The organism is Stappia indica, from assembly GCF_001696535.1.
GTDB classification, from domain to species: Bacteria; Pseudomonadota; Alphaproteobacteria; order Rhizobiales; family Stappiaceae; genus Stappia; species Stappia indica.
Window position 1 is genome coordinate 446,310 of sequence record NZ_MBQE01000005.1, and the last position, 14,637, is coordinate 460,946.

Sequence of the window (14,637 nt, forward strand, 5' to 3'; positions counted from 1 at the left end):
AGAGCACGACTATATTGCGAAAAGTATTTACCTAATCGCGAATTATACAACCTTTAATTAATAAAATGTGCTTTGGGATTGCGCTTCCGGAAAGCGGGGAGGCGGGTGCCACAGTGGAAACCCGACGTTAGGCGGGGCGAGTGCTCCGGGAAAGGCAAACCGCCGCCCCTTTCGGAGCGGCGGTGATACGATCGATGCCTACGGAGCGGTCGGCGTGTTGCAGGTCCCGGTGCCGAAGGTCGTGGACGCCGAGAACGGGTTGATGAAGCTGCCTGTCGTCACCGAAGACTGCTGGCCGGTAAGGAAGATCTCCACCGTCTGCGTGTCCGGATTGAAGTCCGCCGCCTCGTTGAAGGTGCCGCCGAGACCCTGGATCAGGAACGTGCCGGAGGCAGAGTTCTCGATAACGATGTCGCCATTGCCGGCGGGGGCTGTCGAGATCGTGTTGTTCTGGACCTGGAAGCAGACCGTCTGGCCGACCGTGCCCTGGTTGCGCAGGTCGATACCGGTATTGGCGACGTCGGTGCCGTTCACGTTGATCGTGTTGTTCAGGACCTGGACATCGAGGCGGCCGGTGCCTGCATCGCGCCCGCTGGCGAAGATGCCGAAGCCGTCATTGATGGTGATGTTGTTGTTCTGGATGGTGACGGCATTGTTGCCGCTGCCCGAGTTGGTGACGACGATGCCGTCGATCGGCGTTCCTGCCGCTGTCGTCGTCGTCAGCGTGTTGCCGCTGATCGTGCCCTGCAGGCGACCGGTGTCGTTGGCGTTGAGCGCGATGATCGCCGGGCCCGTGCCGGCGGTGCCGGCCTGGGTGATGGTGTTGCCGGTGATGTTGAAGAACAACTGGCCGTTGCCGGTCGCCGTGCCCGCCACGCCGACGAATTGCGTGCCGCCACCGCCCGGGACAAGCTGGTTGCCGCCGGTGAGGTTGAGCTGCAGGTTGCCGTTGTTGGCGTTTGCAGCGACGCCGCGCGAGGCGTTGTTGGTCAGCGTCGAGCCGGACATGTCGATGCGCAGGTTGCCCGCTGTGTTACTCGTTTGGGCGAGCAAGCCGAGGACGCCCGAGTTGGAGATCGTCGAATTGACGATGGTCAGAAGGTCCGGATTGGACGTGTCGCCCGAGGCCGTTGCCGTGCTGTTGGCGATATCGATACCTGCATCTGCGGCGCCGGTGATGGTGACGCTGTCGAAGCGGCTATCCAGGCCTTCTGCTGCTGTTCCGCGGAGGTTCTGCAGGAAGATGCCGTTCTCGTCTGCCGCGTTGCCGGCATCGGTGATACGGACGCGCGTCAGGTCGAGATTGGTGACGATGGACCCGAAGATGCCGTGGACCCCGGTCGTGGTGATGTCGAGGTTGGTCAGCGCCACGTTGTAGGTGTTGGTCAGCATGATGCCGCTGCCGGTGGAGTTCTGGATCGTGCCGCCGCTGCCCAGAGTCGAGCCCGATCCGGTGACCGCGAAGCCTCCGGTGTTCCCCGTGCTGTCCAGAACGATGCCGTTGACGGCGCCGTTGGTGTTGATCGACTGGAAGGTCACGCCGGCCGCGCCGAACTGGGTGTTCACGAACTGGACGGCGGTGCCCGTTCCGGTATCCACGGTGTTGCCGGTGCCCGTGACCGTCACGGTGCCGCCGCCGGTGGCCAGGAAGCCGGTTCCCGACGTCGTGTTGATGACGAGCCCGCCATTGCTGAAGTTGATCGTCGACCCCGCATTGTTGGCGAGCGACACGGCGGTGTTGGCACCGCTGGTGACGGCAGCGCTGCCGCCGAACGTCACGGAGCTCCCTGCGACCAGGTCCGAGATGAGGATCGTCGGCCCCGTACCGGCCGCGTTGCTCAGGCTCAGGTTGCCGGTCGTCAGAGAGCCCGATGTGCCGTCGCTGAGCCTGATCGCCGAACCCGGGCTGCCGGGATTGTTGATGGTGCCGAGCGTTATGTTCATCTCGGTATTGCGGATGTCGAGCGCGCGGCCGCCGCCGAAAGACGAGATGTTGAAGGCGGAGACGTTGCCGAGCGTTACGGTGCCGGCATCGTTGGCATAGAGAGCGGTCGAATTGCTTACCCCGAATTGGGACGCCGCCTCGAGCGTGAAACTGCCGGTGTTGTTTTCGAGATAAATGCCGCCGCCGCTCTCGCCCAAGTCGTCATTGTCGACGGCCACGGAGTTGAGCGTGACGTTTGTCGCGGTGTTGCGGATGTCGATCGAGGCGACACCTGCACCGAGCGCGTTGTTGGTGCTCACGCTGCCGCCGAGGATGGTAAGGATGCCGCCGCTATCGGCATCGATGCCCTGGCCGCTGGCGGTGGTGGTACCCCCTCCGGTGTTCCGCTGGAAGTCCGTATGGACGAACCTGGTGAATGTGGTTTGGGAGGCCGCGTTGTTGTTCTGCAGGAGAAGGCCGCCGCCCCCTGCCGTATAGGTCGGATCGTTGCGGTTGGAGGTCTCCATCTGCGCCTGGAAATCGGCGACGAATGTCGACTGGGCGTTGGTGATCCGGATGCCGGCATCCTGGGCGTAGTAGATGATGCTCGAAGCGGTCGTGGTGAACGAACCCGAGTTGCCGTCGAGATCGATGCCGTAGGTCATCGAACCCGGCGTGCCGGTGTTGCCGAGGACGAGGCCGTTGAAAATGAAGTCCGCCGAGGAATTGGCGATCCGCACGCCGGTCCCGTTGACATCGAACACACTCGTGTCCGCGACACGGAAAGTGCCGCCGGAGACATTCTGCAGGTCGATGAAGTTGCCGTTGGACGTGCCGGACACAGCGACGGTGTTGAAGAAGACGTCGCTCGCGCCGACCGCGACGGAGTTCATCACGATGCCGCGGCCGGTCGCCGTGTTGATGGTCCGGGTGCCGCCGGAAACGCTCACTGTGCCTCCGCCGGTGGCCGAGAAGCCGGTGCCGGACGTGGTGTCGATGTCGAGCCCGCCGGTGAAGTTGATCGTCGAGCCGGTGTTGTCGATGAGCTGAACGGCCGTATTCGCGCCGGTGGCAAGCGTGCTCAGGCCGGAGAAGGTGACGGTGCCGCCGGTGTTGTTTTCGGCGGTGATACCGTTCGCGCCGCCGCCCGAGAAGGTGATGTCGCCGGAGAAGGTGGTCGTGCCGCCGAAGACATTGTGAACATAGACGGCCTGGCCGACGCCATTCTGGGTGATGTCTGCAGCGATGTTGGTGGTGCCGTTGCCGCCGCCGATCCACACACCGCGGTCGTTGCCGTCAAGGCCGGTGACGCTGATCGTGCCGCCCAGGATGTTGAGAGTGCCGATGCCGGTGGTGAAGACGCCGGTCTCGCTGTTGGAGATGTCGACCGTTGTGAAGGTAACGGACCCAAGATGCTGGTCGACGATACCTGCAAAGCCGCTCGCGACGTTGGAAATGGTGGCGCTGTCGAAGCTGATGCTTCCGCCGTTGCCGCTAACGAGTGCGCCATGGCCGCCGGTTGTGCCGGCCACCGACAAGGAGCCGCCCGAGAACGCGCCGGCATCGAGATCCAGCGACACTGCGGTGCCCGTGACTGTGCCGGAGGCTGCGAGCGTATCGAAGTTGATGCCGCTCGCGCCGGCCAGAAGATTGCTCGTGTTGATGATCCGGCCGGTCGTCGTATTGACCGATGCGGTGCCTGCGGCTGCCGTCTGCATCGTCACCGTCGAACCGCCCGAGCTCTGCACGTCGAGACCGGTGCCGGACGCCGTGTCGATGTCGAGATTACCGGTGAAATTGACGTTCAGCGTGTCGCCATTGGTGACATCGATGTCGATGCCGCCGGCCGTCGTGCCGGCATTGTTGATCACCGTGTTGCCGAAGGTGAACGTGCCGACGGAGTTGGTGATCAGGAGGCCGGCAGTGCTCGCGCCGGTAACGTTCAGCGTACCGATGGTCAGCGCGTTGTTGCCGGCCGCGGTCGCGTTGCCGCCCTCGACATAGACACCCGAACCGGTCGCGTTGGTCGAGTTCACCGTGCCGAAGCTGAGGTTCATCGTCAGCGGATCGAGGAACAGCGCCGTGCCGTTGGTGGTATCGATCGTGCCGGACCCGCCGCCGTTAAGCGTGAAGACGGTATTGAAGCCGTTGGTCTTGGTATCGACCTCGAGACCGGTGCCGCCATTGTTGAAGATGTTCAGCGTGGTGAAGCCGAGTTCGCCAGTCGTGTCGATGAACGAAACACCGTCGCCAGCCACGCGATTGCCGGTGCCCTGGCCGACATCGAGCGTGCCGCCGGCGACGGCGCCGCCTGCGCCGTCGCCGTCGAAGTCGACCCCTTGGAACAGGATCCCGCCGCCGGTGCCGTTGCCGATTACGGTATTGCCCGAGAAGGAGCGGATGCCGAGCGAGCTTTCGGTGGTCGAGACGTTCTGGCCGATGATCTGAACGGTGGGTACGCCGGACGCCGCGCTCTCGAAGGTCGTGTTGTCGATGGAGAGCAGCAGGTTGTTGGCGGTCCCAGCTCCGAATTCCTCGACATCGAGCGCCTGGCCGGTCGAGCGGATGGTGTTGGTGCCGGTGAGGTTGAAGGTCAGGACGCCGGTACCGATCGACGCAATGCGGATGCCGGCGCCGGAGATATCTCCGGTGTCGCCGTTTCCGCCTGCGCCCATCACGATGTCGGACAGCGTCACGGTGTTCGAGATTGCGCCGGTCTGATTGATGAGGATACCGGAGCCGCTGATGTCGTCCACCGCGCCGGTCGCGGACGCGCCGAGCGTCAGGCCGGAGATCGAGGCGTTCGCGTTCTGGATCAAGACGCCGTTGCCGCCGGTCGCATCGATCGTGTTGGTGCCGGCCAGCGTGAACGAGCCGACCGCATCATTGTCGACGAGTTGGATGCCGTTGGAGAGCGTGTCCGTGCCGGTGCCGTTGATGTCGATGTTCGTGACCGTGACCGTGGCATCGGAGGTCTGGTAACCGATGCCGTAGGCCTGCGAACTGCCTGCATTGACGGCAATCGTGGATGTCGCCCCCGCATGGCCGACCTCGAACGTGCCGGTGCTGTTGTTGTTGAACGAGATCGCCGAGCCGCGGCTGGAGATCTGCACGCCCGTTCCCGCGGTGCCGATGTTCACTGCGCCGTGCGAGCCGTTGAACAGAAAACCGAACTGGGTGTCGTCGATGGTCACGCCGTTCGCACCGGTGCCGATATTGATCGTCGAGGTACTGGTGCCGCTGGTGCGCACACCGGCGATGTTCTCGAGACTGGTGGAATCGATGTCCAGATTGGCGAGCGTGAAAGCGCCCGCCATGGTCAGGTCGGTAAGCGAGACCACGTCCGTCGTGGTGGTGCCCGACCGGTTGAAGCTCGCGTTCTGGATGGTGATGCCGCCGGCACCCGACACCGTGTCGAGTGCGATGCCCGCCAGATTGCCGGTCGAGGTGATCTGGTCGAACGTGAAATTTCCGGCACCGATGGCGACCGAGGTGAGATCCAGCGCCCTGGCTCCCGAAGTGGTGATCGTGTTGGTGCCGGTAGCCGTCGCCGTCAGCGAGCCTCCGCCCGAGCCATCCAGGAGCAGGCCGCCCGTCAGCGTCACATCCGACAGGTTTAGCTCCGATGCACCGGCGGAAGTGGACGCGTAGATGGCGCGGGAGAAGAAGCTGGCTGTCGAGATCGAGCTGGAACGGATGTTGACGTTCGATGCCGCGTTCAAGCCCACTCCAATGCCATGGCCGCTGACGCTGGTATTGGCGATGGAGACATTCTGGACTGTTACCGATCCCGAAATCAGCACCGTGGCGCCGGTTGCCGCCGACGTCAGGATCGGAACCACCGTGTCGAAGCTGCCCGGGGCGGTGATCGTCGAATTGGACGCGATACCGGTAAGTAGGACGCTCGCCGGTGCGCCACCGGCGGCAATGCCCAGCGTCGTGAGGTCGACGCTGTCGCCGCCAGCCATGCCGAGCAGTGCCCGGCCGTCCGAAAGAGTAAGGGATGCAGTGCTGAGATCGATGGTCTGCTGCACGCCGCCGGTCGTCGCATCAACCAGCACGATCACATCGGCGCCGGAGGACATCGCCTGGAATATCGTACCGGGATCGGAGAACGTACCGTTGCCGGACGTGCCGTTCGTGTCGACGACGAAGTAGTTGGCGCCCTGGAGGTTCGTGACGTTGCTCGTGGCAAAGCCGACGTCCTCGAAATCGTACTCGCCGGTCGCGGTGACGCCGGTGGTGACGATGGCGATGTTGCCGGCGACCGCCGAGGTGTCGATGGTGCTGGCCACTGGCGCCGAGCCGTCGCCGTACTGGAACCGCACGCCGTCGGCGATATTGGCATTGGTCAGGTCGACGCCGAACTGCACGCCCTGGATCGTGCCGGACCCCGTGGTCACCACGTCCTGGCTGTTGGTGTAGTCGGTGAGATCGATGCCCCGCGACCCGGCCTGGCCGGTGCCGGTGATATCGAGCGTCGCAAAGGTGATCTCGCCGTCGAACGTGCCGCCCGACAGGTTGAGGCCCGTCGCCGAGGCGCCGACACCGGTGATGTCGACATTGCCGAAGGTCATGGCACCGTTGGTACCGGTGGCGCGGATGCCGTTGCCGCCGGTGCCCATGGCGATGGTCATGTCGCCGGTGGTCAGCGTGCCGGAATTGTTGTCGAGCAGCAGGCCGTTGCCGCTGGCGAGCGTCAGGTCGACCGCGCCGAGGCTGACATTCGACGACGTGCCGGCCAGCGAGATGGCCGAGGAGGAGGTGCCGCTGACCGTCGTGGTGCCGGAGACGGTGAGGGCGCCGCCGGAGACGTTGGTCAACCCGATGCCCACGCCGCCGCTGTTGGTGTTGGTGATGGAGGAGAGGTTGATACCGCTGGCGGCGATACCGGTGCCGGCGAGATTGAGCGCCACGCCGTCCTCTACGTTGATGCTGCCCGAAGCGATGCCGAGCGAGCCGCCGCCCTGCATGACGATGCCGGCACCGCCGTCGACATTGAGAACCAGGTTGGCGAAGTTGAACGTGCCCGCCTGGCCGTTGTTGTTGATGAACAGGCCGGAGCCGCCGATCGACGTGGTCGAGCCGAGATCCACCGTTCCTGTGAAGGATACGGAATGGGCACCGTTCGCATTGGCGGACGTGATGCCGCTGGTGCTTGCGCCATTGGCGACCACGGTGCCGGCATGCGTAAAGCTGCCCCCGCTCATATCGTTCATCGAGAGCACATTGCCCGACGTGATATTGATCGAACTGGTGGCATCGAAGTTGAAATTGCCGGTGCTGCTGCCCGAGATCTCTATCGCGGCGCCGGAAATGGACCCGGCGATATCGACATTGGTGGCGTTGATGGTGCCGCCGGCAGTGGAGAACCTCAGTCCTCCGGCACCCGAAGTGAGAGAAATGTTCTCCAGCGTGGTGGTGCCGGTGAGGTTCATGAGGTGGATCGGTGCGTTCACGCCCAATCCTGAACCACCGGTAGCCGTGATGTTGCGCAGCGTCGCATTGCTGCCGCCGAGGAACAGGTCGCCCAAATTGCCGGAGAACGTGACACCGTCGATCGTGGTGTTGGCCGAGGTCGCGATATCGACGCTGTAGAAGTCGAAGTTTCTGACCAGCGAGCGCTCGATCACGGTGTTGCTGGTGGTGCCGGCGCCATAGATGCCGCGCGTGGCGGTGCCGTTGCCTTCGAGAATGAGACCGGAGAGGCGGTTGCCGGTGGAACCGAGCGTGACGACATTGTTGCCGGCGGTGGTGGTCAGCGTCGCAGCGCCGTTGCCCGTCGGGTCGGCGATGTTGATGCCGGCCGCGGACAACAGGATGGTCGGGGGCGCGGTGATGTTGACCGCCAGCGCCTGGCTGCCGCCGGCGCCGTCGCCGAAGCTCAGCAGCTGCACGTTGTCCAGCAGGTTGAGCGTATCGTTGGCATTGCTGCCCGCAGCAGTGATCACGCTGCCATTGTCGATCAGGACGATGATGTCGCCCGCGGCAATGGCCGCCTCGGCGGCCGCCAGCGTCATCGGGTTGGAGGCGTCGGAGCCGGAGCCGTCGCCGCCGCCGACCGCACCATCGGAATCCACGAAGTAGATCCGGCCGAGGCTGAAGCCGTTGCCCGGGCTGGTCGAGAAGGCGACGTCGCGGAAATTGTAGGTGCCGGCAACCGGTGCGCTGCCGGCATCGATGGCGACCGTCGCGGAGATCGTCGAGCCCGTGTCGACGGCATCCTCGCCGTCACCATAGGTGAAGTCGAGATTGGTCGCGCTGTTGAGGAAGACGCCGGTGTGGACGCCGGAAATCGAGCTCGAGCTGCCGCCGGCCGCGCTGTCGCCGAGACGGACGGTGCCGCCTCCGAGCGCCCCGCGCAGATCGACCGCGACGGTTCCGGTGGACCCATTGCCGGAGACGGTGAATGTGTCGGCGCTCACGGTGGCGTTGATCGTCGCGCCGGTCAGCTCGACACCGGTGGACTCCGGTGAATTCAGCGTGATGTCGAGTTCGTCGAACGAGATGTCGCCGGTGATCGTGCCGGAAATGTCGATGGCGGCGCTGCGCGCCTCGATTGCCGGGACGGGGGTGCCTGCCAAGATCGGGGTGGCATGCGGGTTGCTGATCACCGTCCGGCCGAAGGAAATCGCTCCGCTCGTATCGGTGATGCGGATCGCATCTTCCACCGTGTCGGAGATGGTCGTCGTGCCCGTGACGGTGAACGTGCCGCTATTGCCGGCAAGGTTGATGCCGACCGTGGCGCCGCCGGTTGTGGTGTTGGCGCCGGGTACCGACGTGACAGTCAACGTGTTGAAGTTGAAGGCGGCGGCAGAATTCGTCACCGAGATGCCGGTCGTGGCCGTGCGGATCACGAAACCGCCGCCGGCATCTGTCGACGTCTCCGGGGCATTGATCGTGGTGGTGCCGGTAACGGTGAACGAGCCAGCGAACTGGTTTGCGAACAACTGGTTGTTGATCGTCAGGCTCGACAGGGTGATGTCGCCGTTTGCAACGCCGAAGCCCGTGCCGAGACGGATCTGGCCGGCCGTGACCTCGCCGTCGGCGATCCCGACCGTCAGGCCGGGGTTGCCCGATCCCAGCGAGAGTGCCTGGTTCACCGCGTTCACGTTGTAGTTGGTGAAGTCGATCCGGCCGATATTCGCGCCAGCCGTGCTGTCGAAGAAAATGCCGTGATTGACGGCAAGGCCCGGAGCGCCGGCGGTGAATGTCCCGCCGTTGACGGCCTGCAGGCCTGCGGTGGACAGGTCGGAATCGAACGTGACGCCCTGGAAGTTCACACCATTGGCAAAAAGGTTCGGATCGAAGGCCGTGGCCGAACCCAGCAGCGTGTTGTTGGCGAAGTCGGTGACGGTGATCAGCCCGTTGTTGCCGATGATGCGGACGCCGCTGTCCTCGGTCTGGAACGTCGAGTTGGAAATCGCGACGACGGCGCTGTCATCACCGCTGGTGGTGACGACGATGCCATGCTCGCTGGGGAGGGACGTCGCACCGGACGCTTCGTGGATGATGGTCAGATTGTCGATGGCAAGCGACAATGCGCGGGTTGCGCCGGCATCGTTCTGAATGACGTTGAAGCTGTTGAACGAGCTGCCGCTGGCAACGGTGGAAAGCGCGCCCCCGTTGACGGCGAACGACCCGTCGAGGTTCTGCGCCAGAACCGAGGTCATGTTCGCGTTGATCGCGTTGACTTCGTCCAGCGTGATGTCCACGGCCATGCCGGAGAGGCTGAGTGCCATCGCGTCCGTCGTGGACAGCGTTTCCGTGCCCGCATCGGAAATCCGCAAGGTGCCGCCACCCGTGCCGGCAAGCGCGGCAGCCGTGGAGGTCACGACCTGGAGACCGCCGTCGAATGCGATGGTGGACGCAGTCCCGCCGTTGTCGACACTCACGCCGACGCTGGTGAGCGCGGTCGTCGTGCCGAGCGAGACCTGGCCGCCGAAGGTGACACTGTTGGCACCGGTTGCGCCCGAGATCGTGATGCCGGACGCGGTCCCGCCGTTCGACGAGATCGATCCGAAATGGCTGAAGCTGCCGCCGACACGTCCCGTGATGGCGACTGCGGCGCCCGAGCTGTTGATGACCGAGCTGCCGGCGTCGAAGCTGATCGCGCCGTTGCCGCCGGACACGGCAAGGGAGTTCACGCCGGTGATGTCGACATTGGTGCCGGTGACAGTGCCGGCAATGCCGGCCAGCGACAACGCCGACCCGCTTGTGTTGGAGATCGCCAGGTTGGTCAGCGTGACCGCGCCGGTGGTGCTGGTGAGGTCGATGCCGGCGGTCGAGGTGACGCCGCTGATGGTGACGCCGGCGATGCCGGAGCCCGAGACCGCGTTGCCGGCCGAGCTGCCGATGATGATGTTGCGGATCGCATTGCCATTGGCGAGTGCGAGCGTTGCGCCGCCGCCGCCCGTATTGGTCAGCGTCGCCGCGCCGAACCCGGTCGGGTCGGACACGCTCGTGCCCGGGGCCGGCAGGTTGGTGCCGGTGATGTTGGCCGGAATGATGAAGCCGGATTCGGTGAAGCTGCGCCCGCCGCCGAACGTGTCGACGGTCTGGCCGTCGTCCAGCGTGAAGGTCAAGCCCGAGGTGTCGATGGCCGAGCCGTCGTTGATCAGCACGAAATTGACCGTGCCGAGCGTCGAGGCCATCGCGATGGCGGTGGCGATGGAGGCGCGGTTGTCGGTGGAGGAGCCGTCGCCGGTGCCGGTCGCCGTCGCGGCGACATAGTAGTTGTTCGAGAGGTTGACGGCGAAGTTGAACCCGCCCGTGAAGGCGGTCGAGCCGAAGGCATAGGTGCCGTCGCCCGCATTTACGCCGATGCCATCGAGGGCATAGTTGCTGCCCGAGATGCTGCCGCCGCCGAACGTGAAGTTGGCGCTTGGGGCCGCACCTGCCGCGCCATTGGTGCCGAGCACGACGCCGGTGGCGACAGCGGAGATGTTGCCGCCATTGGTGATGGTGATCGTCCGGCCGTTCTGCGTGCCGGAAATGTCGATGCCGCGCGAACCGGCGGTACCGGTGCCGGTGACGTCGAGGCTCGACATGGTGAGCGTCGCATCGCCGCCGGCAAGGTTGAGGCCGGTGCCTGCGCCGAGATCGGTGATGTCGACGTCGCCGAAACTGAAGTTGCCGCCGGTCGATCCGGACAGGTCGATGCCGTCGCCGCCCATTGCGGACAGAGTCGTGGCGCCGGTGACGGTGAAGCTGCTGCCGGTGCCGAGCGCCAGCGACAGGGCGTCGCCCGCAGCACCGCTGCTGGTGACGCTGGAGAACGTGATATCGGTGGCGATGCCGCCGCCGATGGTAGCCGCGCTGCCGCCGGTTGCGGAGATCGAGCCGCCGGAGATGTTGAGCGAGCCGCCGCCGGTCGCCGCAAGTGCGTCGAAGCCGGCGGTGATGATGTCGAGCCCGCCGGAGAAGGCAACGACCGACGACTGGCCGTTGTTGTCGAGGCTGAGGCCGCTTCCGCCGCCGAGCGCGGTCGTCGTGCCGAGCGAGACCTGGCCGCCGAACGTGACGTTGCTGGCGCCCGTCGCACCGGCGATGGTGATGCCGGAGGCGGTGCCGCCATTCGACGAGATCGAGCCGAAATGGCTGAAGCTGCCGCCGATGCGGCCGGTGATCGCGACGGCGGTGCCGCCGGTATTGGCGATCGAACTGTCGGCGTCGAAGGTGACGGCGGCATTGCCGCCGGACACCGCGAGAGAATTCACGCCCGTGATGTCGACATTGGTGCCGGTGACGGTGCCGGCATTGCCCGACAGGGAGAGGCCGGTGCCGCTGCCGTTGTTCACGGAAACGTCGGTGAGGATGACCGAACCGGACGTGTTGGCGAGCGAGATTCCGGCCGTCGAGGTGACGCCGCTGAGGGTGACGCCGGCAATGCCGGAGCCCGAAATGGCGTTTCCGGCCGCATTGCCGACCGTGATGTTGCGGACCGCGTTTCCGTTGGCGAGCGACAGAGTCGCGACACCGCCGGACGAGTTGGTCAGCGTTGCCGCGCCCAGGCCCGTCGGATCGGTGATGGTGACGCCGCCGGTCGGCAGGTTGTCGCCGGTGATGTTCAGCGGGATGAGATAGCCGGCCTCGGTGAAGGTACGCCCGTCGCCGAAAGTGTCGATGCTCTGCCCGTTGGCGAGGGTGAAGGTCAGGCCCGACGTGTCGATGGCCGAGCCGTCGTTGATCAGGATGAAGTTGACGGCGCCGAGGCTGCCGGCCTGAGCGATGGCCGTCGCGATCGAGGCGGCATTGCTGGTGGACGAGCCGTCGCCCGTGCCGCTGGCGGAGACGTAGAAGTTCTGCGTGCTGCTGATGTCGAAGTTGAAGGCACCGGTAAAGCCCGTCGTGCCGAAACCGTAGCTGCCGGTGCCCGACAGGACGCCGATGCCGTCCAGCGCGAACACGTTGCCGGCGACCATGCCGCCGCCGAAGGTGAAGATGGCGTCGGCTGCGGTGCCCGCCGCGCCGTTGGTGCCCAGCACGATGCCTGTATCGACGCCGGAAATGTTGCCGCCGGTGGTGATGGTCACCGTCCGGCCGTTCTGGGTGCCGGAAAGGTCGATGCCGCGCGAGCCGGCGACGTTGGTGCCGGTGACGTCGAGGCTCGCCATGGTGACCGTCGCGTCGCCGCCGGCAAGGTTGAGGCCGGTGCCGCCGCCCAGACCGGTGACGTCGACATGGCTGGTGGTGATGGTCGCGCCGGTGGTGCCGGACAGGTCGAAGCCGTCGCTGGACGCACCCGCGCCGAGGCCGTCGATCGTCGTCGAGCCGGTAAAGTTGAACGTGCCGCCGCCAGTGATGACGACCGCATCGTCGCCGGTGTTCGTGGCCGTCAGGTTGGCGACGTTGATGATGCCGCCATTGTTGTCGAAGGACAGCGCATCCCCGGTGACGTTGGAGATGTTGATCGTCGACAGCCGGGTCGTGCCGGTGTTGTTGGCGATGGAGATGCCGTTGGTGCCGCCGTCGATGGTGATGTTCGACAGGGTCGCGGCTTCGTTGTTCAGGAAGATGGAGGTGCCGGTGATGCCGCTGAAGGTGAGGCCGCTCAGCGAGGCGTTGGTCGCACCGGTGATGCTGACGCCGTCGGTGGCGTTCTGGATCGACAGGTTCGACAGCGTCACGTCGGAGACGTTGTTGCCGCCGATCACGGTGGCGCCGCCCTGCAGGGTCAGCCCGCGGACGACGACCTCGTCGGCCAGCGTCACGGTGGTGATGCCCGGATCGCCGTCGATGGTGCCGGCGGTACCCGATGTCAGGAAATTGGTGGTCAGGCCGCTCGACAGCCGCACGGCAACGCTTTCGCCGCCGCCCAGCAGCAGCTGGCCCGACTGCATGGTGATGCCGGTCGTGGTGACCGTGCCGTCATCGCCCAGCACCACGACGATGCCGTCGGTGCCGGCACTGGTGATGGCCGCGGAAAGGCTGGTCGGGTCGATGAAGCTGCCCGTGCCGCCGCCGGTCCGGTCGGCGTAGTAGATGCCGCCGTAGACGCGGCCGGTCGTCGGGTTCACGACCGGAATATTGGCGAGAGCGTTGGACCTTGCGCGGGTCGCGGAGCGGATGCCCTTGTCGCGACGGATTCCCTCGCCCATGCGCTCGCGGATCGGCGACAGGCGCGAGCGGGTCTCCTCGCCGTCGGCTGTCTGGCCGGCATAGAGGGGCATGCGGAAGCGCGCGGAGGCGATCGCGTCGAGTTCGTCGTCCTTGTCGTAGACGAGTTCGGCACCCAGCGTCAGACGCGAGCCGGACAGGCCGAGGGCGTCGTTGATCTGGTACTCCAGACCAAGGCGCGCACCGGTCTCCATCTTGTAGCCGCCGCGGTCGTAGACGTAGCCGCCGACATAGGTGCGCAGTTTCTGGCTGTCGGAGAAGGGCGAATCGAAGAGGGCGCCGAGCTCGCCGGTCAGGCCGTAGAGAAGGCCTTCCGTACGCTCGATCTGCGCGCGCTGCTCCACCAGCTGGTTGCCGACGACGTTGACGCCTGTGGTCACGGCCCGGCTGTCGAGCACCTTCTTGCCGCCCAGCGGGATATGGGCGTTCAGGCGCAGGTCGAAAATGGACGTGAAGGCTTCGAGGCCGATGGTGGCACCGAGGTGGTATTCGCTGTTTTCGGTGCGCACGACATCGACGAAGGCATTGGCACCGATCACCAGATTGTCGGACACCAGCTCGCGTGCGCCGAAGCCGACCGACATGGAGCCGCGGGCATTCTCGCCGTAGTCGAGGCGCAGGTCGAGGAAGACCAGGCTGTCCCCATCCTGTCCGACGGGCATAAACCCTTCGAGGAAGGCAGCGGCTTCCGTTCCGGCCTGGGCGCCGATTTCGCCCCAAGCGCCCCAATAGCGCTCGACCTGAGAGGTTGCATCCTGTGCAGCGGCAGAGCCGGTACCTGCAATGAGAGCTGCCACGCACGAGGTGGACAGCAGCTCGCGACCGGAGACCGCGCGGAAGCGGCTATGGGGGAAACGGTAAGAAATGACACCCTCCCAAGGTGTGCATGAACATCTGCAAACAAATTCCACACGCGCAAAAGTGGTAGCGTGCTGGCACGTACTTTCACGAAGCTGACGCCACTTGCAATCGCTTCAGGCCTGAAAGAGTCGGTTTTGCAAGGAATCATTAAGGGCTGTTGCCCCTAGGTGACACTTGCAACAAGCGTCGTTACCGCGGCGTTATGGCCTTGTGTTTGTTGGTGTTCGCGGACG

General features: G+C 65.2%; 1 protein-coding gene. It reads right to left on the minus strand.

Going from position 1 to position 14,637, the window contains the following annotated elements; translation table 11 throughout:
* Positions 1 to 198: 198 nt before the first annotated feature.
* Entirely contained in the window at positions 199 to 14,205 is a 14,007-nt protein-coding gene (locus tag BBX35_RS19530) for an S-layer family protein (protein WP_067223664.1), read from the minus strand.
* Between the last annotated feature and the right edge of the window lie 432 nt (positions 14,206 to 14,637).

Excerpts from the sequence above, each read along its gene's own strand:
- BBX35_RS19530 (WP_067223664.1), bottom strand. The coding sequence starts at position 14,205 with ATGCCCGTCGGACAGGATGGGGACAGCCTGGTCTTCCTCGACCTGCGC.